The 24,208-nt window shown below is 41.7% G+C and carries 34 protein-coding genes; 31 read left to right on the forward strand and 3 right to left on the reverse strand.

The features are described 5' to 3' along the window. The first annotated feature begins 12 nt into the window (after positions 1-12). The 6 genes from AE2B122_RS15540 (at position 13) to sufB (ending at position 6,274) form a co-directional block, all read left to right on the forward strand. Positions 13-840 carry a MetQ/NlpA family ABC transporter substrate-binding protein gene (locus AE2B122_RS15540; RefSeq protein WP_254593530.1) on the forward strand — a complete coding sequence of 276 codons (828 nt, stop codon included), beginning with the start codon at positions 13-15 and terminating at the stop codon, positions 838-840. Positions 841-1,072: 232 nt separating this feature from the next. Further along, positions 1,073-1,852 carry a Fe-S cluster assembly ATPase SufC gene (gene sufC, locus AE2B122_RS15545; RefSeq protein WP_095218345.1) on the forward strand — a complete coding sequence of 260 codons (780 nt, stop codon included), beginning with the start codon at positions 1,073-1,075 and terminating at the stop codon, positions 1,850-1,852. A gap of 17 nt (positions 1,853-1,869) precedes the next feature. Next, positions 1,870-3,174: a Fe-S cluster assembly protein SufD gene (gene sufD / locus AE2B122_RS15550; RefSeq protein WP_175074630.1), complete on the forward strand. Its 1,305-nt coding sequence runs from the start codon at positions 1,870-1,872 to the stop codon at positions 3,172-3,174. Further along, positions 3,174-4,400, forward strand: coding sequence for a cysteine desulfurase (locus AE2B122_RS15555; protein ID WP_095218343.1), 1,227 nt, complete (start codon positions 3,174-3,176; stop codon positions 4,398-4,400). Before sufD ends, AE2B122_RS15555 begins: the two co-directional genes overlap by 1 nt. Beyond that, the gene (sufU, locus tag AE2B122_RS15560) at positions 4,390-4,824 is read left to right on the forward strand and encodes a Fe-S cluster assembly sulfur transfer protein SufU (protein ID WP_095218342.1); all 435 of its coding nucleotides are present in this window, start codon (positions 4,390-4,392) and stop codon (positions 4,822-4,824) included. The genes AE2B122_RS15555 and sufU overlap by 11 nt, the downstream gene beginning before the upstream one ends. A gap of 52 nt (positions 4,825-4,876) precedes the next feature. Then, positions 4,877-6,274, forward strand: coding sequence for a Fe-S cluster assembly protein SufB (gene sufB / locus AE2B122_RS15565; protein ID WP_095218341.1), 1,398 nt, complete (start codon positions 4,877-4,879; stop codon positions 6,272-6,274). A gap of 69 nt (positions 6,275-6,343) precedes the next feature. On the opposite strand, the gene AE2B122_RS15570 is transcribed toward sufB, so the two are convergent. Both AE2B122_RS15570 and AE2B122_RS15575 read right to left on the reverse strand, forming a co-directional pair. Further along, on the reverse strand, positions 6,344-7,498 hold the full coding sequence (locus AE2B122_RS15570) for a site-specific integrase (protein WP_175074631.1): 1,155 nt from the start codon (positions 7,496-7,498) through the stop codon (positions 6,344-6,346). Positions 7,499-7,541: 43 nt separating this feature from the next. Beyond that, the gene (locus tag AE2B122_RS15575) at positions 7,542-8,147 is read right to left on the reverse strand and encodes an XRE family transcriptional regulator (RefSeq protein ID WP_175074632.1); all 606 of its coding nucleotides are present in this window, start codon (positions 8,145-8,147) and stop codon (positions 7,542-7,544) included. A 225-nt stretch (positions 8,148-8,372) separates the two neighbouring features. On the opposite strand from AE2B122_RS15575, the gene AE2B122_RS15580 reads away from it, so the two are divergent. From AE2B122_RS15580 to AE2B122_RS15645, 15 genes are all read left to right on the forward strand, one after another. Next, positions 8,373-8,591 (forward strand): hypothetical protein, encoded by a 219-nt coding sequence (locus AE2B122_RS15580; protein WP_175074633.1) that lies wholly within the window; start codon positions 8,373-8,375, stop codon positions 8,589-8,591. Positions 8,592-8,604: 13 nt separating this feature from the next. Further along, complete coding sequence (locus tag AE2B122_RS15585) at positions 8,605-8,886, forward strand: group-specific protein (RefSeq protein WP_371809666.1); 282 nt, start codon at positions 8,605-8,607, stop codon at positions 8,884-8,886. Then, positions 8,883-9,659 (forward strand): phage antirepressor KilAC domain-containing protein, encoded by a 777-nt coding sequence (locus tag AE2B122_RS15590; protein ID WP_175074634.1) that lies wholly within the window; start codon positions 8,883-8,885, stop codon positions 9,657-9,659. The genes AE2B122_RS15585 and AE2B122_RS15590 overlap by 4 nt, the downstream gene beginning before the upstream one ends. Then, the gene (locus AE2B122_RS15595) at positions 9,643-9,882 is read left to right on the forward strand and encodes a hypothetical protein (RefSeq protein ID WP_175074635.1); all 240 of its coding nucleotides are present in this window, start codon (positions 9,643-9,645) and stop codon (positions 9,880-9,882) included. Before AE2B122_RS15590 ends, AE2B122_RS15595 begins: the two co-directional genes overlap by 17 nt. 437 nt (positions 9,883-10,319) lie before the next feature. Then, a complete protein-coding gene (locus tag AE2B122_RS15600) occupies positions 10,320-10,958 on the forward strand; it encodes a hypothetical protein (protein WP_175074636.1) in 639 nt (212 codons plus the stop codon). After that, complete coding sequence (locus AE2B122_RS15605; protein ID WP_175074637.1) at positions 10,955-11,353, forward strand: hypothetical protein; 399 nt, start codon at positions 10,955-10,957, stop codon at positions 11,351-11,353. Before AE2B122_RS15600 ends, AE2B122_RS15605 begins: the two co-directional genes overlap by 4 nt. Before the next feature lie 204 nt (positions 11,354-11,557). Further along, positions 11,558-12,598, forward strand: coding sequence for a DnaD domain-containing protein (locus AE2B122_RS15610; RefSeq protein ID WP_175074638.1), 1,041 nt, complete (start codon positions 11,558-11,560; stop codon positions 12,596-12,598). Beyond that, a complete protein-coding gene (locus AE2B122_RS15615) occupies positions 12,598-12,834 on the forward strand; it encodes a hypothetical protein (RefSeq protein WP_175074639.1) in 237 nt (78 codons plus the stop codon). Before AE2B122_RS15610 ends, AE2B122_RS15615 begins: the two co-directional genes overlap by 1 nt. Then, positions 12,824-13,000, forward strand: a complete 177-nt coding sequence (locus AE2B122_RS15620) for a hypothetical protein (RefSeq protein ID WP_175074640.1) — start codon at positions 12,824-12,826, stop codon at positions 12,998-13,000. The genes AE2B122_RS15615 and AE2B122_RS15620 overlap by 11 nt, the downstream gene beginning before the upstream one ends. Further along, complete coding sequence (locus tag AE2B122_RS15625) at positions 13,000-13,179, forward strand: hypothetical protein (RefSeq protein WP_175074641.1); 180 nt, start codon at positions 13,000-13,002, stop codon at positions 13,177-13,179. The genes AE2B122_RS15620 and AE2B122_RS15625 overlap by 1 nt, the downstream gene beginning before the upstream one ends. Before the next feature lie 145 nt (positions 13,180-13,324). Further along, positions 13,325-13,717, forward strand: a complete 393-nt coding sequence (locus tag AE2B122_RS15630; RefSeq protein ID WP_254593531.1) for a replication terminator protein — start codon at positions 13,325-13,327, stop codon at positions 13,715-13,717. 26 nt (positions 13,718-13,743) lie between these two features. Next, positions 13,744-14,451, forward strand: coding sequence for a hypothetical protein (locus AE2B122_RS15635; RefSeq protein WP_175074642.1), 708 nt, complete (start codon positions 13,744-13,746; stop codon positions 14,449-14,451). Positions 14,452-14,658: 207 nt separating this feature from the next. Further along, positions 14,659-14,787: a hypothetical protein gene (locus AE2B122_RS19385; protein ID WP_256366466.1), complete on the forward strand. Its 129-nt coding sequence runs from the start codon at positions 14,659-14,661 to the stop codon at positions 14,785-14,787. Next, on the forward strand, positions 14,787-15,062 hold the full coding sequence (locus tag AE2B122_RS15640) for a hypothetical protein (RefSeq protein ID WP_175074643.1): 276 nt from the start codon (positions 14,787-14,789) through the stop codon (positions 15,060-15,062). Before AE2B122_RS19385 ends, AE2B122_RS15640 begins: the two co-directional genes overlap by 1 nt. Next, positions 15,059-15,358, forward strand: coding sequence for a MazG nucleotide pyrophosphohydrolase domain-containing protein (locus tag AE2B122_RS15645; RefSeq protein WP_175074644.1), 300 nt, complete (start codon positions 15,059-15,061; stop codon positions 15,356-15,358). Before AE2B122_RS15640 ends, AE2B122_RS15645 begins: the two co-directional genes overlap by 4 nt. Here AE2B122_RS15645 and AE2B122_RS15650 read toward each other — a convergent pair. Beyond that, complete coding sequence (locus AE2B122_RS15650; RefSeq protein ID WP_175074645.1) at positions 15,355-15,717, reverse strand: hypothetical protein; 363 nt, start codon at positions 15,715-15,717, stop codon at positions 15,355-15,357. The two genes, AE2B122_RS15645 and AE2B122_RS15650, sit on opposite strands and share 4 nt — an antisense overlap. A gap of 101 nt (positions 15,718-15,818) precedes the next feature. Here AE2B122_RS15650 and AE2B122_RS19530 point away from each other — a divergent pair, with 101 nt between their 5' ends. The 10 genes from AE2B122_RS19530 to AE2B122_RS15705 all read left to right on the forward strand — a co-directional run bounded on the left by AE2B122_RS19530 (position 15,819) and on the right by AE2B122_RS15705 (position 24,196). After that, positions 15,819-15,992: a DUF3954 domain-containing protein gene (locus AE2B122_RS19530; RefSeq protein WP_175074646.1), complete on the forward strand. Its 174-nt coding sequence runs from the start codon at positions 15,819-15,821 to the stop codon at positions 15,990-15,992. 87 nt (positions 15,993-16,079) lie between these two features. Continuing rightward, positions 16,080-16,544 carry an ArpU family phage packaging/lysis transcriptional regulator gene (locus tag AE2B122_RS15660; RefSeq protein WP_175074647.1) on the forward strand — a complete coding sequence of 155 codons (465 nt, stop codon included), beginning with the start codon at positions 16,080-16,082 and terminating at the stop codon, positions 16,542-16,544. Further along, the gene (locus AE2B122_RS15665; RefSeq protein ID WP_175074648.1) at positions 16,541-17,083 is read left to right on the forward strand and encodes a site-specific integrase; all 543 of its coding nucleotides are present in this window, start codon (positions 16,541-16,543) and stop codon (positions 17,081-17,083) included. The genes AE2B122_RS15660 and AE2B122_RS15665 overlap by 4 nt, the downstream gene beginning before the upstream one ends. 219 nt (positions 17,084-17,302) lie before the next feature. Then, on the forward strand, positions 17,303-18,559 hold the full coding sequence (locus tag AE2B122_RS15670) for a hypothetical protein (RefSeq protein WP_217468093.1): 1,257 nt from the start codon (positions 17,303-17,305) through the stop codon (positions 18,557-18,559). 605 nt (positions 18,560-19,164) lie between these two features. Further along, on the forward strand, positions 19,165-19,611 hold the full coding sequence (locus AE2B122_RS15680) for a hypothetical protein (RefSeq protein WP_175074650.1): 447 nt from the start codon (positions 19,165-19,167) through the stop codon (positions 19,609-19,611). Between the two features lie 146 nt (positions 19,612-19,757). Next, positions 19,758-20,000, forward strand: a complete 243-nt coding sequence (locus AE2B122_RS19280) for an HNH endonuclease (protein ID WP_254593532.1) — start codon at positions 19,758-19,760, stop codon at positions 19,998-20,000. Positions 20,001-20,116: 116 nt separating this feature from the next. After that, a complete protein-coding gene (locus tag AE2B122_RS15690; RefSeq protein WP_175074652.1) occupies positions 20,117-20,437 on the forward strand; it encodes a P27 family phage terminase small subunit in 321 nt (106 codons plus the stop codon). Then, the gene (locus AE2B122_RS15695) at positions 20,415-22,196 is read left to right on the forward strand and encodes a terminase large subunit (RefSeq protein ID WP_175074653.1); all 1,782 of its coding nucleotides are present in this window, start codon (positions 20,415-20,417) and stop codon (positions 22,194-22,196) included. The genes AE2B122_RS15690 and AE2B122_RS15695 overlap by 23 nt, the downstream gene beginning before the upstream one ends. A gap of 13 nt (positions 22,197-22,209) precedes the next feature. After that, positions 22,210-23,457: a phage portal protein gene (locus tag AE2B122_RS15700; RefSeq protein WP_175074654.1), complete on the forward strand. Its 1,248-nt coding sequence runs from the start codon at positions 22,210-22,212 to the stop codon at positions 23,455-23,457. Beyond that, complete coding sequence (locus AE2B122_RS15705) at positions 23,435-24,196, forward strand: head maturation protease, ClpP-related (RefSeq protein ID WP_254593533.1); 762 nt, start codon at positions 23,435-23,437, stop codon at positions 24,194-24,196. The genes AE2B122_RS15700 and AE2B122_RS15705 overlap by 23 nt, the downstream gene beginning before the upstream one ends. Positions 24,197-24,208 lie beyond the last annotated feature (12 nt).

The raw sequence follows: 24,208 nt of genomic DNA on the forward strand, positions 1-24,208 counted from the left end.
GGAGAGATTCATTTGAAAAAGGCATTATTAGTTATTTTATCGGCAGCTTTCATGATCTTCCTGGCAGCCTGTGGTTCATCTGACAGCGGCTCAGGCGATGAAGAAACAACAACAATCAAAGTAGGGGCTTCCAGCACACCGCACGCTGAAATTCTTAAAGAAGCACAGCCTATCCTTGAAAAAGAAGGAGTCAATCTTGAGATTGAAGAGTATCAGGATTATGTACTCCCGAACGATGACTTGGCAAGTGGTGATTTGGATGCGAACTACTTCCAGCACATCCCTTATCTAGAAACTTCTAACGCAGATACTGGCTATGACTTGATCAGCCTTGGAGCAGTTCACTTGGAGCCAATGGGTGTGTATTCTAAGAATATCGAGAGCGTAGATGATATTAAAGATGGTACTGAAGTAATTATGGGTCGTAACGTTTCTGAGCAAGGACGTATCCTATCCATCTTCCAAGAGGAAGGCCTTATCAAAATTAAAGATGGTGTCGAGCCTGTAGATGCTACTTTGGATGATATTGCAGATAACCCGAAAAACCTGAAATTCAGCATGGATGTTGATCCAGCTTTCCTTCCGGATACGTATGAATCCGAAGAAGATGCATTAGTAGTTATCAATACGAACTATGCATTGCAAGCAGGTCTTACGCCTTCTGAGGACGCATTGATCCTTGAAGGTACTGATTCTCCTTATGGGAACATCGTAGCGGCACGTGCCGAAGACAAAGACAATGAAGCATTGAAAAAATTGATGGATGTCCTTCATTCTGATGAAATCAAACAGTTCATCGAAGACAATTACGACGGAGCAATTCTTCCTGTCGATAAATAAGTACCACTATTCTCATGCCTTTGCTGGAATTCTCAGCAGAGGCTTTATTTTTGGCTTGAAATGGATGTGTGATACAATAGAAAAAGATCATGTTAAAACTGTGTATTTATCCAGTAAAAAAGTTGATAATGGTCGAATAATGCTTTAAGATTGTAATGAGAATAAATTGATAATGTGTTTAAATAACATATTATCAAAACTTATAAAATAGCAGCTATCGGAGGGTTTATAAATGGCAGGTTCAGTTTTAGAAATTAAAGACCTACATGTTTCGATTGAAGATAAGGAAATTCTAAAAGGTGTAAACCTTACGATAAAGAGCGGGGAATTCCACGCAGTAATGGGACCAAACGGTACTGGTAAATCTACGTTGGCATCCGCAATCATGGGACATCCTAAATACGAAGTGACAAGCGGAAGCATCACTTTGGACGGAGAAGATGTTTTGGAAATGGAAGTGGACGAGCGTGCTCGTGCTGGTCTGTTCCTTGCAATGCAGTATCCAAGTGAAATCAGCGGTGTAACAAACTCTGACTTCCTTCGCTCTTCCATCAACGCTCGACGCGCGGAAGGCGATGAGATTCCACTGATGAAATTTATTAAAGAGATGGATGAAGCTATGGACTTCCTTGAAATGGATAAGAACATGGCACAGCGTTACTTGAACGAAGGTTTCTCCGGCGGGGAGAAAAAGCGTAATGAAATCCTTCAGCTTCTAATGATGAAGGCTGAAATCGGTATCCTTGACGAGATTGACTCTGGTCTTGATATCGATGCACTGAAAGTTGTTGCAAAAGGAATCAACAAACTGCGCGACGAAAACTTCGGTTGCCTAATTATTACCCACTACCAGCGTTTGTTAAACTACATCGAGCCTGACTTCGTACACGTTATGATGCAAGGCCGTGTTGTTAAATCCGGCGGATCTGAGCTTTCTAAGCGTTTGGAAGCAGAAGGCTACGATTGGATCAAACAAGAGCTGAACATCCAAGACGAAACAATTAACGCGTAAACTGGAGGAGGGATCTTATGACTGTTGAAACGAAGCAACAATATAATGATGAATATATCAGCCGTTTTTCCAGTTCTCGCAATGAGCCTGAATGGATGAAGGAACTTCGCCAGCAAGCTCTTTCTCAATCGGAATCTTTGGACATGCCAAAACCCGATAAGACTGGGATTAAGAACTGGGATTTTGATACGTACGTGCATGAAGTAAAAGGGGAGAAAATCAGTGCATTGGGCAGCCTGCCAGCAAGTGTGGCGGCACTTATCGATGCGGATAATGCTCCAAACCTTTACATTCAGCGTAATAATAGCGCGGCATACCTTGCCCTAAACGAAAAATGGAGCGAGCAAGGTGTTATCTTCACGGATATCTTCACTGCCTTGCAGCAGCATGGTGATTTGGTGAAGCGATTCTACATGAAGGATGCTGTAAACATTGATGAAGATCGTTTGACAGCTCTGCATGCAGCATTGATGAACGGCGGAGTGTTCGTCTATGTTCCGAAAAATGTTGTAGTGGACGAGCCGCTTCAAACTATTTTCTGGCAGGAAGATGATAAAGTCGCTTCCTTTAATCATATTTTGATCGTTGCCGAAGCAAACAGCGCTGTAACATATGTTGAAAACAGCATTTCGCATAATGCAGAGCAAGCAACATTCGCAAATGTCGTAACAGAAGTTATCGCGGCGGACAATGCTAACGTTTCTTATGGTGCGGTTGATAACTATGCTGCAGGTACGACTGTCTATGCAAAACGCCGCGGTGTAGCTTACCGTGATGCTCGCATCGACTGGGCTATCGGCCAAATGAACGATGGTAACACAATCAGTGAGCATATTACTCACTTGATCGGTGACAACTCCAGTTCTGAAGCGAAAAGTGTAGTTGTGGGACGCGGGAAACAAATCCAGAACTTCACGACGAACATTGTCCACTTCGGTCAGAATTCTGTTGGAAGCATCTTGTCCCATGGTGTTATGAAAGACCAGGCGAGCTCTGTATTCAACGGTATCGGTAAAATCGAACATGGCGCCAGCAAATCTGATGCTACCCAAGAAACACGCGTCTTGATGCTTAGCCAAGGTGCTCGTGGAGATGCTAACCCGATTCTTTTGATTGATGAAGATGATGTAGTTGCTGGACACGCTGCTTCTGTAGGCCGTGTCGATCCGCTTCAGCTTTATTACTTGATGAGCCGCGGAATCACGAAGCATGAAGCTGAACGTCTAATCATCCATGGATTCCTTGCACCTGTTGTTAATCAGCTGCCGATTGAAACTGTAAAAAATCAGCTGACTCAGGTAATTGAAGGGAAAGTAAACTAATGGATGCCCGCTCTATCCGTGAACAGTTCCCGATCCTGCATCAGGAAGTCAACGGACATCCGCTGGTCTACTTGGATTCCTCCGCAACTTCCCATAAGCCAATAAAGGTATTGGAAGCTGTGGATGCCTATTACCGGAATGACAACAGCAATGTACACCGTGGTGTGCATACGCTAGGAACCCGGGCTACGGATAAATATGAAGGTGCCAGAGAAAAAGTGCAGCAATTCATCAATGCCAGAAGCACCAAGGAAGTAATTTTCACACGAGGTACAACGACAGCAATCAATACGGTTGCTCACAGTTACGCCCGTGCGAACTTGGAACCTGGTGATGAAGTGATCATTACACCAATGGAGCACCACAGTAATATCATCCCGTGGCAGCAGGCGGTCAAAGCGACCGGAGCAACACTTAAATATTTTGAGCTAAATGAAGATGGAACCTTGAACATGGAAGATGTGAAAAAATCAATCGGTCCTCAAACGAAGATCGTTGCTTTGACTCATGTCTCCAATGTATTGGGAACCATTAATCCTATAAAAGAAATCGTTGAGCTTGCGCATCGTCAGAATGCTGTCGTTCTCGTTGATGGTGCGCAAGGTGCTCCGCACGTGAAAGTGGATGTGCAGGACATCGATTGTGATTTCTATTGCTTCAGCGGTCATAAGATGTGCGGACCGACTGGAATCGGTGTTCTTTATGGAAAGCAGGAACTGCTTGAGAACATGGAGCCGGTCGAATTCGGCGGTGAAATGATCGATTTCGTACATCTGTATGATTCAACATGGAAGGAGCTTCCTTGGAAGTTTGAGGGAGGTACTCCAATCATTGCAGGAGCAATCGGACTTGGCGCTGCGATTGACTTCCTGACTGAAATCGGTCTGGATAAAATAGAAGCGCATGATCAGAAGCTGACTGCATATGCAATGGAACGGATGAGCGAAATCGAGGGACTGACCATTTATGGTCCTTCGAAGAATAAACGCTCTGCAGTGGTCACTTTCAATATTGATGGTGTCCATCCGCATGATACAGCGACTGCACTCGATACAGAAGGTATCGCTGTCCGTGCCGGACATCACTGTGCGCAGCCGCTTATGCGCTGGCTTGATGTCACAGCTACTGCCCGTGCAAGCATGTACGTTTACAATACCGAAGACGATATCGACAAACTTGTCAGCGGACTGGCAAAAACGAAGGAGTTTTTCGGAAATGTCTTTTAATAACCTTGATACACTCTACCGTCAAGTGATCATGGATCACTATAAACATCCGCGGAATCGTGGTAAGCTGGAAGAAGACGCACTTGTGGTCGATATGAATAACCCGACGTGCGGAGACCGTATCCAGCTGCAGATCCAGGTGGAGGATGGCAAGGTGAAGGATGCAAAATTCGAAGGAGAGGGCTGCTCTATCAGCATGTCTTCTGCCTCTATGATGACACAAGCCATCAAAGGCAAATCCATCGAAGATGCACTTCGTATGTCACAGCTGTTCTCTGACATGATGCTAGGGAAGGAAATCGATCCTGGTAACCTGGAGATGGGTGATGTGGAAGCACTGCAGGGAGTTGCGAAATTCCCTGCACGCATCAAATGTGCGACACTCGCCTGGAAGGCGATGGAGCAAGGCGTCGAAAAGAACTAAGACTTGAACACTGTCGTGTGAAATAGATGTAATCCTATAAGGAGGTTTTACTATGGCTAAAAAAGCGCCTGAAATTGGAGATTACCAGTATGGATTCAGTGATCGTGATGTTTCCATTTTCCGTACGGAAAAAGGCCTTACACCTAGAATCGTTGAAGAAATCTCTAAGATGAAAGAAGAACCACAATGGATGCTTGACTTCCGTCTTAAATCCTTGGAGCAGTTCTATAAGAAACCAATGCCGCAGTGGGGTGGAGACCTTGCTGAGCTTGATTTTGATGAAATCACATATTACGTGAAACCATCCGAGCGTTCCGAGCGTTCCTGGGACGAGGTACCGGAAGAAATCAAGAACACATTTGATAAACTAGGTATTCCGGAAGCTGAACAGAAATACCTTGCTGGTGTTTCCGCACAGTACGAATCAGAAGTTGTCTACCATAACCTGAAGGAAGACTTAGCGGATATGGGTATCATCTTTAAAGATACAGATACTGCGCTTAAAGAAAATGAAGATTTGTTCCGAGAATATTTCGGTAAGCTTATTCCGCCTTCCGATAACAAATTCTCAGCTTTAAACTCAGCAGTCTGGTCCGGAGGTTCCTTCATCTATGTACCGAAGGGCGTAAAGACAGATATTCCATTGCAAGCATATTTCCGGATCAACTCTGAGAATATGGGTCAATTCGAGCGTACGCTTATTATCGTTGATGAAGATGCATCTATACACTATGTTGAAGGATGTACTGCTCCAGTGTATACAACGAACTCCTTGCATAGTGCGGTTGTTGAGATCTATGTAGCAAAAGATGCTTACTGCCGTTATACAACAATCCAGAACTGGGCAAATAACGTTTATAACCTAGTTACAAAACGTGCGACTGTTGATGCAAATGGTACGATGGAATGGGTTGATGGCAACATCGGTTCCAAACTTACAATGAAATACCCTGCAATCATCCTAAAAGGTGAAGGCGCACGCGGTATGACATTGTCTATCGCACTTGCAGGTAAAGGACAGCATCAGGATGCTGGTGCGAAAATGCATCATTTGGCACCAAACACTTCTTCTACGATCGTTTCTAAATCCATCTCTAAACAAGGTGGTAAAGTAACTTATCGCGGAATCGTTCACTTCGGTAAGAAAGCAGACGGCGCTCGTTCTAACATCGAGTGTGATACGCTGATCCTGGATAATAAATCCACTTCCGATACGATTCCTTACAACGAGATCTTCAATGAGAACATCTCTTTGGAACACGAAGCGAAAGTTTCCAAAGTATCCGAAGAACAATTGTTCTACTTGATGAGTCGTGGTATCTCTCAAGAAGAAGCGACAGAAATGATCGTAATGGGCTTCATCGAGCCATTCACGAAAGAACTTCCAATGGAATATGCCGTTGAAATGAACCGTCTGATTAAATTCGAAATGGAAGGTAGTATTGGATAAGCCTTTGTTATAAGGGTTTTCCTGCACTTGTTGAAGTGGTTGCCCACCAATTGCCCAACAAGTGCAATACTAACCTTCAATATAACTGGAGTACTGATTGAGAGCATCGTCCTCAATCTTCTCTGTTACATGTAGATACGTGTCTGCTGTGACTTTCACGCTTGCGTGACCAAGTCGCTCGGACACGTATTTTATATTTGCGCCAGCTTCAAGCAAGTGGACTGCATGAGAATGCCTAAGCGCATGGGGTGACAATACAGGTAGATCCATTCGTTTACAATGGACCTTGAAGAAATCACGTACTATGTTTGTACGCAGCCAGCGACCTTCATGCTGGTGGAATATAACACCATCCTTGGAGGGTCTATATCTTTCATATTTAAGCACAGTTTCTTTTTGGTTGATTCTGTGCATTTTTAATGCCTTCACAGTAAAGTCATCGAGCTTAACTTTACGAACACTCTTCTTACTCTTAGGAGTAGAAAGGTACGGCTCGGAGTTAGTTGGATAGACCAATGTCTTGTCTACGTTAATTGTTTTTCTAAGTTCATCAAAGTCATCCCAGGTAAGTGCTAGTGCTTCACCTATACGAAGACCTGTCCTGGACATTAACGTAAACAGATACAAGTACTGTCGACTGTGTTGATACTTCGCGTTCTTCTGTGGATTTTTCAGCCCATCCAAAAAGACAGACATTTGCTGTTTGGTGAAGTATTGGAGTTTTTCCTCCTTATCGACTTGCTTCGGTATCTTAATCCTTTGAATAGGATTTGATTTCAACACTTGGAATTCATGTACCGCATCATTGATTGCTGAATTCATTATGCTGTGAATTCTTCTTATTGTGCCCTCAGAATACTTACCTGGAAGCTCATTGATCCACTTCTGATATTCAGTACGGTTTAATTCCTTTAACTGATAATTACCCCATCGAGGCAGTATATTGAGCCTGACATTTCTCTCCTGAAGAGAGTAGGTTATGGGCTTTACGTAAGGCCTTTTGTAAACCTCAAGCCAATCTTCAAAGTACTTACTTACAACCTCACGCCCGTTTTCAATGAATCCGTGATAATCAAGATCGGACTGCATTTGTGTAGCAGCTATCCTTGCTTCGGGCTTCGTACTGAAACCTCCAACAGTCTTTTCACGTCTTTTACCTGTGATTTTGTCCTTATATACGATTCGGAATTCCCACGTTTTCCCGCGTTTCCTAAACGACGCCATGGTTTCTCACCTCCTTTCAAGTTTCATTAGGTAACGATAAGGCTCAAAAGTTAATGACAATCTTCTTAAGTTTGCCGGCGATCTTAACGCTGCCATCCGTAACGACTATAGGTGGATAGTTGCTGTTTTCGGACTGAAGAACCAAAGCACCATCTTGTTTGTAAACTCTTTTTAATACAGCCTCATCATTAATAACAACCGCTGCTATTTCTCCATCTTCTACTTCCTCTTGTTTTCTAATTAGCAGTAAGTCACCGTCGTTAATCCTTGCCCCAGTCATACTATCGCCTTTTGCGCGCAAATAAAAATACTCCCCACCATTCAACCATTCTTTTGGAGTAGCCTCATAACTTTCTATATCTTCAAAAACAACTGTTCCATTACCACAGGAGATTGCACCAACTACTGGAAGAGCTATCATTTCTTGATTAGGAGTCTTACGCTCGTCTAAGTCATCGTCCACTAAGTAGTCCAGACTAACATTAAAGTAATCAGCTAATCTTCTAAGTGTTGAAAGTTTAATATTGTCAGATCCTTTTTCATAGAAATTCACAATTGTTGTGTATGGAACACCCGACGCTTTAGATAATTGACTCCTGTTAATACCACGCTCATCCATTAACATATCCAATTTTTCGATAAACAACATTTTCCTTTTCCTCCGATTGCAGCTAATTTATTTTAAATGAATTATGTAAATTATTACGTTACAAGGTAAGTTAGGTTTCATTATACAGTAATATTTTTCACTTGTGAATAATATATATACCCTTCATGGTAAATTATGTTTACTTTTCTGTTGACACATCTACCATGCACGGTATATAGTTTAGTCATTCCTACCACGCATGGTAGTTTTGGGGAGGTGATGATAATGTTTCCAAACCTTCGAGCTGAAATGGCGCGGTCGGATATTGATGGGGTTACTGTAGCTGACATCATTGGTGTGAGTACAAGAACATTCCGAAATAAGATGTCCGGTAAAACCGAGTTCAGCAGGTCAGAGATGTTCACCATTAAGCGGAAAATATTCCCTGGACACACAGTAGAGTATCTGTTTACTGAAAATGAAAATATAAAAATCGCTCAGTGAAAGGAGGGTGCCTGTGAGTGCTTTGATAAATGTGCAGATAGACGAGAATAAAGCTCTTGAAATTTATAAGGAGAAGGTAGCTGAAGTCATCAAGGATTACGATGCAGACTTAGTCTACTGGGATTCGAAAGAACTGTGTAAGAGGACTTGTATGAGCTGGAAGTTCATACAAGAACAGTTCTTTTACGATCCAAGATTTATCAAAACAAAAGTGGGGTCTAAATGGTTCTTCCCTGCAAAAGAAGCTAGAGAATTTCTCCAGATCTGGATTCAAGAAAAGGGGGCAAGAGGATGAGCGATTTGATATTAACCTCTCAAGATGGTCTCCTACTTGCTGATAGTCGTGATGTTGCTGAAATGATTGGGAAAAGGCATGACAATTTGGTTAGGGATATAAGTGGATTTGTCGATATTTTAGAAACCTCAAATTTGAGGGCTGATGACTTCTTTTTAGAATCATCTTATCGAACAGGCACCAGTAAATCATACAAGTGTTACCTTCTAACTAAAATTGGTTGCGATATGGTTGCCAACAAAATGACAGGTACAAAGGGTGTACTTTTCACAGCTGCTTATACAAAAAAGTTTGAAGAAATGGAGAGGCGACTTCAGGGTCCAAAGTTACCTGTCACCTACAGAGAGGCATTACAGCAACTGCTATTAGAGGTAGAACAAAAAGAGAAGTTGGAAACACAGAATCTTGTACTTTCTCAGCAGGTTCAGGAATTTCAGCCAAAAGCCTCCTACTATGATTTGGTTTTGCAGACAAAATCCCTACTGACCATTACTAAGATTGCCAAGGATTACGGGATGAGCGGAACTACATTGAACCGTAAATTGCACGAACTGCGAGTCCAATATAAACAGAGCGGCACTTGGCTGCTGTATGCAGAACATCAGGACAAAGGATACACCCAAACAACAACTCATGTTATCGATACGGACAAGTCCAAGGTGAATATGAAGTGGACGCAAAAGGGACGACTGTTCTTGTATGAGCTGCTGAAACAAAACGGTATTTTACCAACAATCGAAAGGGAGGCTGAACTCAGTGGCATACAAGCTTAAACCATATATGGAGATGGAGAAGCCGGAGCTGAGAGAAGGGAAACTCAAGTTACTCGAAAAGGCTTACGCTGAACAACAAGAAGAATTGAACAAAATGAAAGACAATGACGCTCATGGTAATAGAGTGAGTATTCAAGAAGGTCGAGTACATGGCATAGAATTAGCAGCTATATACCTGGGATATGAATTCGTGGAGGTAACTGATGATGTCAAATCCTCGTAAGGATTACTACAAAGGACTGCTTGCTATAGCAGCCTCCGATCATTTGGATTTTACGTCAAAAGCTTCAGAAGCTTCGTTTGATGGTGATGAAAAGAGCGCTCTGAGATATCAGCAAAGAGCAAGTAATTCCTTAAACACAATGCTGACTATTCAACGTTGCATAATCCGCTTAGAAGTGGCCGAGAACAATCGGAAGTTGAGGTTAGTGCGATGAAGTTTGATAAGATCGATTACTTTTATCTGAGCTTAGGCGGGATGGCATGGTTATTCCTCTACGTATCTGGGATTATCGGAAGCTAATGAAGGAGGTGCTGCGAAGAACATATATAGAAAAAAAGAAAACACTGATCAGCCGCCAAGCAAAGATCAGTGCCTAAAAAAATAACTTAATTCGATTTTAACCATTCGTAACAGATTATTCAAGGGAGGTTCGCGGTATGACAGATGAAATCAAAAAGTTGGTGCGGAATTTTTTGAAGGAAGATCTGGCTAAACAAGTTGTTGAACTGCAAAAGACCATCACTGAAATGGAAAGAGTGTTTAACCAAACGGAAGAAGATAACGTCTCACTACGATCTCGTTTGAAGACTATACAGGATAGCAAACTAATTATTCTCACCGACGGCAAGTCCAGTGGAACTCAGGTTATTTGGGAAGGCGAGCCTATCCGTGATTTGAATACAGTCAAGCTATTCGTAAGCCATAAGGCAGTAAATGCTTCAGTACAAAAAATGATTCCATCAAGCGACGGCAGTATTGATCGCCCAATCGTCAACCTGATTGGAGAAGGGTATAAGCCTGCAGATAAGAAGCAGCATAAGCCAGTTATTAAAGAACCTTTGACTAAAACAGTACCGTCTAAAGCAAAGGAGACTCATCGAAAAAAGTCTCCAGCCAAGATAATTAAGAAAGCTAAACCTGAACCTGCTACTAAGAAAGAAGTACTTCCGACATTCAAGCAGCCTGATGCATGGACATGCTTCGAATGTGGGGCTGTTAATGACAAATCGAAAAAGAAAAAAGGCAAGGTGCAGTGCTACAGCTGTAAGTCCTGGACGAAAGAGGATGAGCTATGAAAACAATTGATTTCGGTTTGAAAAATAACTGGTCATATTTTATCGACTTTGCTGAGAAAGAACTTGGAAATTCCTCATTTCCAACACTTTATTTTGTTTATGAGGAAGATGACTGCGGAGATGAAGTGCATATCTTTGATGATCATTCAGACTTGGATAAATGGCTTGCGGAAGAATTTTGGAGACGCGAGAGATACGACACAAACAATATGGAAGAATCAATGGATGACTTTTTCATTTGGAAAGTTGTTTCAGAATCGGATTTTAAACGTCTTAGCAATCTTTACGAAGGTGCTAAACTCACCCCTATTTCAGTTAATGGTGAGCGTTATTACCGCAAAAAAATTGCTGTTGCTGTTGAGCCGACAGTTAATGTATCAACCAATTTTTATTAACGGTGATGACTATGCAATATAAAATCCCAATTCCTTACTTCTATCACAGTTTAGCTGCTAACGCATATCCAGCAGATACTGACATCGATGAAGTGAGGAAGAAATTTAAAGCCTATGTCACTGGTTATGTCTTAAACACTCATCCAGGATGGGAGTTAGATCGCATAGAAGAGAACTACGCATTACTCAAAAGGAGAGAGTAGCATGGCAAAATTCAGAATGGTTCACACTGAATTCTGGAGTGATCCAAAAGTAATTGAGGAGATGACACCGGAAGACAAATTGTTCTTCCTATATCTCCTTACAAACAGTCGCACTACGCAAATTGGTATTTACCAAATTACAAAAAAGGTGATGGCTTTCGAAATTGGTTTTTCTACTGAATCAGCAAATGCCCTGATGGATCGCTTTATAAATCATCATAAGCTGATTAAATACAATTACGAAACTCGTGAACTTGCAATAAAGAATTGGGGCAAATACAACTTCAATAAGGGCGGGAAGCCAATCGAGGATTGTGTGAAAAGCGAGCTGTCAGATGTGAAGGATTTAAGCCTGATTAAGTATGTTGCTGCTGGAATTGCAAATGAAAAAATACGAACCATCTACGATACGTATTACGAATCGTTAACGGCACGTATCCCGATAAGTGGTACTTCGGTAGAAGAAAAACAAGAATCCAGTAATAATGCCGGTTTGAACGATACGTCTACGATACGTACCACGATAAGGGGACAAGAAAAAGAAGAAGAAAAAGAAGAAGAAAAAGATAAAGAAGTAGAAGAAGAAAAAGATGCGCCTCACGGCGATTCGGACACACCACCTACTCCTTCTGAATCTATTACATTTTTTCAGAAAAATATTGGACTAACATCCGCATACGTTTCAGAAGAAATCCTTCAATGGATTGACGATGTTGGAGACGATCTTGTGTTATTTGCTTTAAAGCGTGCAGTAGATCAAAACAAACCAACATGGGCTTATGCGAAAGCCATCTTGAAAAAATGGTTGCAAAACAATATTCGTACTGTTCAACAAGCACAAGATGAGCAGGAAAGGTTTTCTAACCAAAACCAGCGCAAGCAGAACAATTCTGTATCAAACAAGCCAGCTGAGATTGTTCCGGAGTGGTTTCAAAATAAAACGGTCTTCATTGACCCTCCGCCTACTACACCTGAGGAAGCAATGGATGCTGCAGAGATGTTAAGACAATTTAACGAGCAAAAAGCAAAGGACAAGCAGTAATGCAACCTCATCCGCGACGAGTAATTATTTTAGAAGATTGCAAGTTCGATTGGGAATGGGAAGATCTCCATGAAGTTGCGGAAAGTTGGGAAGCTGGGGAAGAGCTTGAATCAATCGCTAAAAGGCATGCAGTAAGCCGACGTTCTATGTTTCTAGCACTCTTTTATCTTGCTGACGAGAAAGTAATAAGCAGACCTTTTGCTTATCGGATTGGAAGTGGAACAAATGAGTCCTAATGAGTTGAAAAGACTCAGTGATGATGGATTATGTGAGTTGGCAAAGGATGCCTATTGCCGCATTGGTACTCACTCTGTTAGCGAATATCCAGATGAGAATTATTTAGAGCAACAGAAGGGCATTATCGCAATGATTTCAGAAGAGCTATCCAGGAGGGATGTTTAGTGGCAAAGACCATAACGGACGCAGACAAATGGGTTGCAGAAACAACACGTAGACTCCAGCTTATTAAGTATTTAAAAGCTGCAGGGGTTAAGCGGACGCCAGCTGGTAAGTCATTAATCATAGCACCATTGGTGGATTTAGAAAGATTAAATATTACCGTAAAATGCGCGAATTCCTGAAGGAGGTGGATCAACCTTATCATCGGTACCAGAAGTTAATGATATAGCTGCTGTTAGCAGTCAATACACCGCAGATACATAACTTGTCCTCTCAAAACAAGATATGCAGCTGCACTGACAAAAAGTACAGAAATGAGGTTGTACCGTGAATACCGAAGAAACTCAAATCAATCTTGATGAACTTGCCGGTGGGGCAGTGCATGAGAAATTTAACCGTGAAATGAAACGCGTATTAGCAAACATAATGGACCCGAACACAGATCCAGAAAAGAAACGCAAAATCACTATTACTTTGACAATTGCCGGTGATGAGAATCGAATGACAACGGATGTAACTGTTTCTGCGAAGTCTACCTTGGCGCCTTCTAAAGATGTATCTACGAAGTTGGTCATCGGAGAAGACCATTACGGCAACGTTTTAGGTCAAGAGTTAAAGTCTGGCATCATCGGTCAAACATACATGGATGATGATGGTGAGCTGCGGGATGATACAGGCCACCTAATTGATTTGCAGAAAAAACGCAACGAATCCAAATAAAACGAACATATCAGGAGGAATTATACATGATTAAAGAAGCGTTTCAGTATGTTATTGGCTTAGCCCAGAAGGAAATCAAAGAAATTGGTGGTCAGAATTATGCTACTGGTCAACTACACCTAATTCCACAGCCGACTGTTAGCACGTTAAAGGTTCGCAGTCTATCAGGCCTAGTTGAGTACCTGAAAGAGGAATTCGATCAAACAAACAAAGTACTAATCCATATCGAAAGCCCGACAAGCGTTCGAGTGTACTCGCAAAATAATCAAGACATGAATCGAAATGAATGGTTACATGCTTCAGCAATTATCCCGGATTTTCGATTCGATAATTTTTATGATGCAGAGTCTTTCAACATCAAGCTACAGTCCGTCTTCGTTCAAAATGAAGATCGTGACATCATGCTGAAGGTTGTAGGCAATATCCAGGAAGAGAACGTGTCTACCACAGGTGATGACGGCGTATCTCAGAAAGCCACAATACGAACTGGAGTTGCAACAGTAAGTGATGTAAAGGTACCGAATCCTGTACTAGCTGCACCTTATCGTACTTTCACCGAAGTCGAACAACCGGAGAGTAATTTTATATTCCGGATGCAGAATGGTCCTCGCTGTGCATTGTTTGAGGCAGACGGAGGAGCTTGGGTGCATGAAGCAATGGATAACATCTCTGATTATCTAGCTAACGAGCTGCAGGAACTTATCGAAGCGGACAAGGTTAGCATAATTGCATAATAAGTCGGGGCTGAACGCCCCGATCATTTCTCTCTAGAAAGGATGATTAGGTGGGTAGTTTAAAGGATATTCTCAAGTTTAATAAAGGCGATGTTTTCTACGCTCCTATAAAAGTTGTGAAAGTGAAAAAAGAAATACCGACTTCTGTAGTCATAAACGAAAAGGAGTACGTATTGAAACCTGCTGGCCAAAAGAGGAGGAAGTAGGATGCCGATTTACATGAAGAAAGCAATAAGCTCTTTAATTGCCACAGCAACTGTCACGTTAATGTATGTAATTAAAAAGGATGAACAGTTACGTCAATATGAGCAGTTAGATCAAGGGGAGGAATTGTAATGAGCGAACCAGCATTTGTCGGTACTCCACTCGAAGGAAGAAAACGCAGATATACAGTCATAAACGAGCGCGATTTAAACAAATACGTACCGGAGAAAGCACAAAGTGATTTCCAATATGAATTCAATAATATATGTGACTTAATCGAAGAAGGAAGAAGCAATGACGGTAAGCAGCGGTACAACTCTTATATTGTTATTAATGTTGATGAGCCGTATGTAGATGAAATCATTGAGGTCATGAAACGTCATGGTCACTGGGAGGAAAAGAAATGAGTAAATCAATCAATGAACTTTGTACTGCAGCATTCGAAACAGCTAAATCAAAGGGATGGCACGATGAACCTCGTGAAACTGGAACCTTGCTTGCATTGGTTCACAGTGAAGTATCAGAAGCTCTGGAAGCCGATCGCAAAGGTGATAAAGAGAATTTCGCTGAAGAGCTTGCTGACACTTGCATCCGGATTTTTGACTTGTGTGGATCTAAAGACATTGACTTGGAAGCTGCCATCACCGCAAAGATGGAAAAGAACAAAGGTAGATTGTACAAGCACGGTAATAAACAGTATTAATAAAATGGCTTGAGATTAAATTCAATGTTTTTGTCTACCCAGTAACGATGGCTTGCCTTAGCAGTCAGACGAAGCAGCTGCTGGCCGGATACCCGAAAAGTGCCGCTGTCGTATCTGGTACGCCATTGATATTCACGAGAATCTTCGGTAGTATGTATGACCTTAACGGCCAAACGGTTTGCACGCCGCATCTGCTCCTGATCTTGCTTTATCAGTCTAATGGCAGCTTCAGTTCTAGCAATATAAATACGTTTCCCATGAAGCCCTGACTTCTCATACAGTTTTATGTCATTCTCAAAATTTTTACAAGCCAGAGATAAGCCTATATAGCCAAGAACAATTTTCATCTGATCATCCAAGGTAATCACTCCTTAATAAGGGCATTATAACACGAACAAGTGTTCCAAATAAGTGCATGAGTTACACATATTAATACTCAATTAGACAGTGCGGTGGTATAATGGAACAAAATAAACAGAATGTAGAAATTGATTTGAACACTGATGCAGTATATATGGTCTCAAATGGGACGTTAAAAGAATTGGACAAACCGAAGTCCGGATATGGTAAACAACAACTTACCTGGCAAAAGAATAAGTTGGTTAATGTAGAAGTAAGCTACACAATTAAATAACGCTACTGGAACAACCAGGGCGCTTAGGACAATCCAGAATAGGATGCTCCTTAGTGCTCTTTTTTATTTAAAGGGGAGGAATTACATATGGCTCAACAATTGTCATTTGTGCTGCCTGAAATCGATCGAGTAAGTACCAAGAACCGAGTGGAGAACTTGCTGGAGCAATACCGCATCTTATTGCTGCAAGTTGATATAGAATTCTTACCAAAGGTGACGGCTGGATACAGTCTCGTGCCACCATCAAACACCAATGCCTTTCATTCCTCTACGGAAGATGCTGCCATAAAAATAGTCGATTACCAGAGGAATCGAACTGAGTTTATCCTACGGATGCAGAAGTCCGTTAATCGGCTTTCATTTCAGGAGAGAAGCATCATTGTTAGGCGGTATATGTTGCAAGAAGAGTACTATGATTATGAAGTATATAATGAGCTTGGTATGTCTGAAAGAAAGTATTACCGAATAAAGGCGCGCGCCTTCTTAAGACTTGCTTTTGCGTTAAGAGAAGAAGTGTACGTGCAGGATGGACAGGCGGTGCCGACGGAATGAAATTTGTACAACCTATTCGGGATCCTGAAGTCATTCGGGTTATGAAAGCATTTTTAAAAGAAAAGAATATGCGCAATTACATGCTCTTTGTCACAGGCATCAATTGCGGTCTGCGAATATCGGATATCTTGCCTTTGCGTGTCAGTGATGCTAAAAGGAATTACTTAAGCCTCAAGGAGAAGAAGACAGGCAAGCAGAAACGTCTAGATATGACTCCAGCCTTGCGTAGAGAACTTCGTGAATACATCATCGATAAAGAGGACCATGAATTCTTATTTAAGAGCCGGGAAGGAATCAATAAGCCTATCGGCCGCAGCATGGCATATAAGATATTGCAGGAAGCTGCTGAGTACGTCAGCCTTGAGGAAATTGGTACGCATACGCTGCGTAAAACATTTGGGTATCACTTCTATAAACAAACAAAAGATGTGGCTATGCTGCAGACAATATTTAACCATTCCAGTCCAGATATTACCCTGAAGTACATCGGTATTAATCAGGACGGCATCGATAAAGCAATGAAGGAATTTAAGATATAGGCTCATCCTATGATAAAGGGATGAGCTTTTTTATTTGCTTAATTATCGACGGCATATTCCATAATCTGATAAATACCTAGTGAATTATCCATAAAAACGCTATGTGTAACTCATTTCCATGGGGTATTATGGAAGTAGGTGTAGCAAGGCATTCAGCCATTTTACCAGTTACACAAAATATAAGATATGGGTAATTGATATCTATTAGGAGGATTTAAAGTGTCGAGTAGAAATGAGTATGAAATTGAGATTATGCCGAGTCAGGAATTACAGCATAATCCCAACTATGAAATTATAGAAGAGTCCGGAGTAAAAAATTATCTTCAACGAATAAGGCCGGCATGGCATGCAAAACAATTAGTTCAACGTACAATGAGGATTCTACCGGTTGATCCAAGTAGTGCTTGCCAAAGAATATTTAATGCGAGTATTCATGACCTAAGAGAAAAAGTGATAATGGCAGGAACTGATATAGCTCAACAAGCTGCAAGATCCTATAATCTTCCCGCAATTTCAAGCGATGAAGACGTTTTAGAACGTTATGATACTGGAAAGTTAATTACGTTAGCATACAGGATGGGGATGTTAACTAGACCAGAATACAGAAGAATTACAAGGGTCTATGATATTAGAAAGGACTTGGAACATGAGGATGATGAATACGAAGCGGGCGTAGAAGATGTAGTGTATATATTCAAGACCTGTGTGGATGTAATCTTAGCAAATGATCCAATCAGCATTATTAAGTTGACTGAGATTAAATCCATTGTGGAATCCCCGGATCCAGTTACTCTAGACCATGCTGTCATTGAAGATTTTGGACAGGCTCCTGAACCTCGACAAACTGAAATTTATCAATTCCTTATTAGTACTGCATTGAACAGCAGTCATCCAGATATTGTACGACAGAACTGTTATAACGCTTTAGGTACTCTCAGAGCCTATACAAATCGGAATACAATCTTAACCGCATCCCGACATTTCGTTGATAATAGGCTAGAAAGAAGAACTCCTTTATTAGCTGAGATGAGAGTGGCTAATGTATCAGGGATCTTACCTTATCTTAGAAGTGCTCACGTTAACAGTTTCTACGAACAGTTCTTACAAAGATTAAAAGACACGGGTTACCATTGGGAGAACCATATTGTGCATGGTGAGCTATTAAGGGATTTAAAAGAGATTGGTGGATTGGTCAACTGCAAAGATGAATTAATTAAGGGTAAGATTATGACTTGGCTTATAAAGTGCTATATTGGTGAACCAGGAGGATACGGGCCTTATGGAAGAGGCAGAAGAGTCTTTTACAGTAATTCCGGCGCACCATTGTCCTTGGAACTCCTCGTTGAAGATCCTACGATTAATAAAGAGGAGATTGAAAAAGTAAGAACTAAAAGCCAAGTAATCAGACAAAAAATCGCTGATCAATACATTATGGCTAGATTCCAAGAAATAATAACAGCTGTAGAAAGTCGGTAAGTTATAAAAAGTGGCAGACAAATGGCAGAATGATGGCAGGTCATTTGGTTCTGGATGAGCTAATATGATATTAAGCAATAAAACGAAGGCGCGCTTCCACGTGATGGAAGGCGTCTTTTTCAATGTTCATGACTGAAGGTGATCAGTATGAAGAAAGACAAACCGAAACCCGAAAAGAAGCAGGGAGCGGCACAAGAGCTATCGCTAAAAGAATGGCGCGAAATAATGGGGACTAATCGTGATACATATAAGCGAGGTCCAGGAGGAGCGCTTAGAAATAAGAAGAGGTGACGCACTATGCAAGCTTATGTATGCATGGTTTGTGATGAAGTATTCGATAGTGACAAGAAGCCAGGGAAGATTGAAGAAGACTGGTCTGGTCCGGCATTGTGTCCGTGTTGCAATAGTGATGAGGTGCGGGAAGCTTCAGCATTAGAAGTCGGAGAGCAAGATCGTTTCAATGGTAAGTATGCTGTATGGAGATGCGGTTCCTGTTCACATAAACAAGTCTTCTCTAAAGATGATTGTGAACAAGATGCTTTGACGTGTTCTAAATGTAGAGGTCCAGTATTTCTTGAGAGTTATACAAATAGGAGGGGATAGCGTTGATACCTTTTGAATTAATGAAGGAAGCAAAGAAGGAGTACAGCATACGTTCAGTTGACTTCTCTGACTACTCTGTTGAAGCGTTGGCTGCTATAGGACTTAGCGATGATGAAACCGATATTGGTATTGTCTTATCCAAGTTACAAGAGTGCGACGACATTATACAGCAAGTGCATATAGGTACAGTATTATTCGGTACGATGTATGAGGATATTGCTGACTACATTGCACCAAAGGAAACAGAGTTCCTATCTATCAAGCTTAGCAATATAAACGGAGTACCAGAAGTATGGTACAAAGGTGAGCGTATCAATCCACTGTACAGGCTGCGGCTTGACTGGCATACCAAGACTGATGAGCCTCTGAAGGATATGACTCAGTTGGACATTACTTATATCTCAAAAGAAGACGGACCAAACTTCAGGACTATTGGTTATAACCTGTGAAGTGTCGTAGTTGTAGCAGCCATATACAAGCAGGTGATAAGTACTGCAACAGATGCTGGAGCAAGCAGAGCTTCTACAAGTCCAGAGCATGGGAGCTATGCCGGGCAAAGGTACTGACCAGGGACAACCACCTGTGCCAAGAATGCATGAAGGTCAAGAGGTTAACACCTGCATCAACTGTCCATCACATCATCCATCTACTTGATGATTGGTCGAAGCGATTAGATGAGGACAACCTGATCAGTGTGTGTGCTGCGTGCCATAATAGATTGCATCCAGAGAAGCATGACAAACGAAAATATAATCAAAAAAAGCGAAAAATTATTAAAAATAATACAAAAAACAAAGTAAAACCAATGCAAATGGCGCAAAACCCAGACATTTACTAAGCCCCCCTCCCTTGAAAAGTATAGGAACAACACAGCGGTACCGGAGGGAGGCCCTTCGTTTTCACCGCTGGAACTTTTCATGAGGGGGGGCAACGCCAGAGGAAGGAGGTAAAAGGATGGCAGTTCCGACAGCAAAATTGCTTCGCGATTATCTCGGAGATTCGTATAAGGAATCAGATGAAGAATTGATTTTACTGTATGTAGAAACCCATAGGTTTTATCGAAAGCTTAAAAAAGAGATTAACAAAACTGATTTAATGTACGAGTATACGAACAAGGGCGGCGCGACCAACCTCATTAAGAATCCTCTGGCGGTTGAGCTGACCAAGACGGTTCAGACGCTGAACAATTTATTGAAATCTCTCGGGCTAACGCCGGCACAACGCAAGATTATATCGGACGGCGGTGGCAGCGATGACGGCTTCGACGATTTCTAAGAAAACATCGCTACCAAAAGGCTGGTATCAGCGTTGGCTGGTAGAACAAAAACAAAAGGGCCATATTCTTGAAGTAGCAGCTGATTGTTTACTTACAACCTGGTATGCCGAAAAGCTTGTTGCCGGTGAAATCTTAGCCAGCAAGAAAAACGTTATGGCAGCCCAGCGGCATTTAAATGATTTACAGAAGCAAGGTACCGATGATTTCCCATGGATATTCGTCGAAGATAAGGGACATCGCCCCATTCGGTTTATTGAAAGGTTCTGTCGTCCTTCCAAAGGTGATTTCAAAAGCCTAGTCATACAGCCTTGGCAGCATTTCATATTAGGCTCAATTTATGGATGGGTTCATAAGGATACTGGCATCAGACGATTCAGGGAAGCAATTGAATTTGTAGGTCGGAAAAATGGTAAATCCACCATGATATCCGGCGTAGCAAACTATGCTGTGTCTAAAGATGGGGAGAATGGCGCGGACGTCTATCTCCTTGCTAACAGTAAACAACAGGCCAGTATCATTTTCGATGAAGCAAAAGCTATGGTGAAGAAGTCGCCTCCATTAAGGAAACGATATCAGACGCTCAGATTTGAGATAAAGCATCCTGAATCCTTCTCGAAGATAGAAGCGAGGGCTTCTGATAGTGAAAAGCTGGATGGATTGAACACGCATCTTGGTGTATTTGATGAGATACATGAATTTAAAGATTACAAGCTGATCAACATCATTAAGAAATCTCGCGGATCCCGTAAACAGCCACTGATTCTTTACATTACGACAGCTGGTTATCAGCTGGATGGTCCTCTTGTGAATTACTACGAGCAAGGTGCTGATGTTTTAGAAGAAGTCATTGATGATGATCGTACCTTTTATTTCCTTGCTGAATTAGACAGCGAGGAAGAATTTGAAAATCCGAAGATGTGGATTAAGGCCAATCCGAATATTGGGGTCTCATTAGATTTGGAGACATTGGTTGAAGATTGGAACAAGGATAAGCGGACGCCATCTGAACGAACCGACTTCATAACAAAGCAGTTCAATGTCTTTGTAAATGCTGCAGCAAATCCTTTCTTGGAATTCCAAGTCCTTAAACGAAATGAAAAAGTCATTGATATGGAGATTCTGAGAGGAAAAGTTGCCATAGGAGGCTATGATTTATCATCAACTGAAGATTTCACCAGCGCTTGCTTGGAATTTCCTCTCTTGGACACAGGAGAGGTTTTTGTGTTGTCACACTCTTGGATTCCCCAGAGGAAAGTAAATGAGGGTAATGAAAAGATTCCGTATCAGGAATTTGCGGAAGCAGGGTACCTTACGATTGTCCCCGGTGATTATGTGAATGAAGAAGCTGTTTTTGATTGGTTTGTAGAACAAGCAGATCTATATAACGCCGAATTAATCACATATGATCCTGCAAATGCGTTCCGACTGAATAAGGCACTGGAAGCACACGGTTTCCAAACAGAAATAACGCGGCAAGGTTACGTTACTCTAAGCCCGGCACTAAAGGACCTGAAAAATCTTTTTATTGATGGCAAAGTGATTTCGAATAAAAATCCCTTGCTTCGTTGGTATATCAACAACGTTGAGTTGATAAAAGACAGGAACGGTAACCTTTTGCCTACCAAAACCAACCGTTACCGTAAGATAGATGGCTTTGCTGCATTACTGAATGCACATACCAGAGTCATGGAGCGTTTGGTTGAACCTGCAGGCAATGGCGATATTAGCGTCGTTTCCCTTGCAGATTTAATGAATTGAAGGAGGTGAGATATTGAAGTTATATCAGCGTGTCAGAAGTGCAGTGTACGGGGCGTATATGGCTTGGAAAGGAGTAAGTTACGACTTTTCTCCTTGGCGAGGTAAGATATTTTGGGGTATTGAGAACTCTACATTAGCCACAAACGAGACAATTTTCAGCATCATTACAAGACTTTCCAATATCATGGCGACTTTACCGTTGAAGTTATACAAATCATTTGATGTAGTCGATACCGATACATCAGATACCTTGATAAATTCGCCCAATGTAAATGCAACTGGATTTGATTTTATCCGACAGCTGGAAGTATCGCGGAATGAGTCCGGCAATGGCTATGCTTTAATTCAACGAGATATCAGAATGCAAGTTGAAAACTTATGGATCCTGCAATCGAATTACGTTGTTCCAGTACTGGATACAGATACGCGGGAGCTATGGTACGAGGTAATGGGAGCAAACAACCAAAGATACCTCGTTCATAACATGGATATGATTCACGTAAAGCATATTAGCGGCAACGGCAGCTTAAAAGGCATCAGTCCAATTGATGTATTAAAAAATGCAAATGACTTTGACAAGGCAGTGCGTGAATTCAGTTTAAAAGAAATGCAGGGTGCTCAGAATTCTTTCATTCTAAAATACGGGGCAAACATTGACGAGAAGAAGAGGCAGGCAGTTATTGATGATTTCAAGCGATTTTACCAAGATAACGGCGGTATCCTCTTTCAGGAACCAGGCGTTGAGATCAATGCCCTGGATAGAAAGTATGTAGCTGCAGATACCTTTACATCTGAACGGATAACACGTTCCCGGGTTGCTAACGTATTTAATGTACCTACAACTATGCTGAATGATACTGAGGGGCAAAGTTACTCCAGTAACGAGCAGTTGATGCGTATGTTCGTGGATTTAACACTGATGCCTATTGTCCGACAGTACGAACAGGAATTTAATCGTAAATTATTGACACCGGCCGAGCGCAAAAGCGGTCGGTATTTTAAATTCAACGTGAATAGTTTGCTCCGTGGGGACACAGCAGCAAGGACGTCCTTCTATAACATGATGCTTCGTTCTGGCGGTATGAAGCCGGATGAAGTGCGAAGGCTTGAGGATCTTCCACCAGAAGGCGGAAATGCGGACAAGTTATGGGTTAGTGGTGATTTATATCCTATTGATATGGACCCAAGCCAACGTAAGTCTTCAGCAAGCACAGCACCATCGAAAGGAGGTGAGGAGAATGAGCAAGGACAAGAAGAATAAAAAACCAAAAAAATATTGGGAGATGAAGATGGCTGCAGGAAGTAATAACACTGCAGACATTTTTATTTACGGTGACATTGTACGGTATCAGTGGAAAGAAACTGATGTAACGGCTGCTGGATTCAAGAAAGAGCTCGATGATTTAGGAGAAGTTGACACAATCAATCTATATATCAACTCACCTGGAGGCTCTGTATTTGAAGGTCTGGCCATTTACAACATGTTAGCCCGGCACAAAGCTACGATTAATGTTTATGTCGATGCATTAGCCGGATCCATTGCTAGTGTGATTGCTATGGTCGGGACGATTCATATGCCGAAAAACGCCATGCTTATGATTCATAACCCATGGAATATTGTAGTTGGCAATGCTGCAGATCTTAGAAAAGCTGCAGATGACCTTGATCGCATTGGGAACTCAAGTGTCCAGTCTTATCTCCAGAAAGCAGGGGATAAGCTGACAGAAGAAAGTTTGCAAGAGTTGCTTGATGCAGAAACATGGCTGTCAGCTGATCAAGCATTATCATACGGTCTGTGTGATGTAGTTCTTGAAGAAAACCAAATGGTCGCTTCCATCAGTGATGAATTTCTAGAACGATACAAGAATGTACCAGAAAAATTGAAGAAACCAGAACAAAGAGCTGGTATCTCAGCTGAAGAACTAGTAATGCGTCAACAAATTGCTGACGCGGCAAAATCAAACAAATCTTATTTGGATGTATACCTAGGAGGTATTTAATTATGTCATTTA

It is taken from the genome of Terribacillus sp. AE2B 122, assembly GCF_902497585.1.
GTDB classification, from domain to species: Bacteria; Bacillota; Bacilli; order Bacillales; family Amphibacillaceae; genus Terribacillus; species Terribacillus saccharophilus_A.

Bases quoted from the DNA above. Each gene is read 5' to 3' on its own strand.
- AE2B122_RS15660 (WP_175074647.1), top strand. From the start codon at position 16,080: ATGGCTCAACAATTGTCATTTGTGCTGCCTGAAATCGATCGAGTAAGT.
- AE2B122_RS15615 (WP_175074639.1), top strand. From the start codon at position 12,598: ATGCAACCTCATCCGCGACGAGTAATTATTTTAGAAGATTGCAAGTTC.
- AE2B122_RS15600 (WP_175074636.1), top strand. From the start codon at position 10,320: ATGACAGATGAAATCAAAAAGTTGGTGCGGAATTTTTTGAAGGAAGAT.
- AE2B122_RS15620 (WP_175074640.1), top strand. From the start codon at position 12,824: ATGAGTCCTAATGAGTTGAAAAGACTCAGTGATGATGGATTATGTGAG.
- AE2B122_RS15570 (WP_175074631.1), bottom strand. From the start codon at position 7,498: ATGGCGTCGTTTAGGAAACGCGGGAAAACGTGGGAATTCCGAATCGTA.
- sufD (WP_175074630.1), top strand. From the start codon at position 1,870: ATGACTGTTGAAACGAAGCAACAATATAATGATGAATATATCAGCCGT.
- AE2B122_RS19385 (WP_256366466.1), top strand. From the start codon at position 14,659: ATGCCGATTTACATGAAGAAAGCAATAAGCTCTTTAATTGCCACAGCA.
- AE2B122_RS19280 (WP_254593532.1), top strand. From the start codon at position 19,758: ATGAAGGTCAAGAGGTTAACACCTGCATCAACTGTCCATCACATCATC.
- AE2B122_RS15610 (WP_175074638.1), top strand. From the start codon at position 11,558: ATGGCAAAATTCAGAATGGTTCACACTGAATTCTGGAGTGATCCAAAA.
- sufU (WP_095218342.1), top strand. From the start codon at position 4,390: ATGTCTTTTAATAACCTTGATACACTCTACCGTCAAGTGATCATGGAT.
- AE2B122_RS19530 (WP_175074646.1), top strand. From the start codon at position 15,819: ATGGAACAAAATAAACAGAATGTAGAAATTGATTTGAACACTGATGCA.
- AE2B122_RS15555 (WP_095218343.1), top strand. From the start codon at position 3,174: ATGGATGCCCGCTCTATCCGTGAACAGTTCCCGATCCTGCATCAGGAA.
- AE2B122_RS15695 (WP_175074653.1), top strand. From the start codon at position 20,415: ATGACGGCTTCGACGATTTCTAAGAAAACATCGCTACCAAAAGGCTGG.
- sufB (WP_095218341.1), top strand. From the start codon at position 4,877: ATGGCTAAAAAAGCGCCTGAAATTGGAGATTACCAGTATGGATTCAGT.
- AE2B122_RS15690 (WP_175074652.1), top strand. From the start codon at position 20,117: ATGGCAGTTCCGACAGCAAAATTGCTTCGCGATTATCTCGGAGATTCG.
- AE2B122_RS15605 (WP_175074637.1), top strand. From the start codon at position 10,955: ATGAAAACAATTGATTTCGGTTTGAAAAATAACTGGTCATATTTTATC.
- AE2B122_RS15705 (WP_254593533.1), top strand. From the start codon at position 23,435: ATGAGCAAGGACAAGAAGAATAAAAAACCAAAAAAATATTGGGAGATG.
- AE2B122_RS15590 (WP_175074634.1), top strand. From the start codon at position 8,883: ATGAGCGATTTGATATTAACCTCTCAAGATGGTCTCCTACTTGCTGAT.
- AE2B122_RS15640 (WP_175074643.1), top strand. From the start codon at position 14,787: ATGAGCGAACCAGCATTTGTCGGTACTCCACTCGAAGGAAGAAAACGC.
- AE2B122_RS15580 (WP_175074633.1), top strand. From the start codon at position 8,373: ATGTTTCCAAACCTTCGAGCTGAAATGGCGCGGTCGGATATTGATGGG.
- AE2B122_RS15575 (WP_175074632.1), bottom strand. From the start codon at position 8,147: ATGTTGTTTATCGAAAAATTGGATATGTTAATGGATGAGCGTGGTATT.
- sufC (WP_095218345.1), top strand. From the start codon at position 1,073: ATGGCAGGTTCAGTTTTAGAAATTAAAGACCTACATGTTTCGATTGAA.
- AE2B122_RS15635 (WP_175074642.1), top strand. From the start codon at position 13,744: ATGATTAAAGAAGCGTTTCAGTATGTTATTGGCTTAGCCCAGAAGGAA.
- AE2B122_RS15665 (WP_175074648.1), top strand. From the start codon at position 16,541: ATGAAATTTGTACAACCTATTCGGGATCCTGAAGTCATTCGGGTTATG.
- AE2B122_RS15645 (WP_175074644.1), top strand. From the start codon at position 15,059: ATGAGTAAATCAATCAATGAACTTTGTACTGCAGCATTCGAAACAGCT.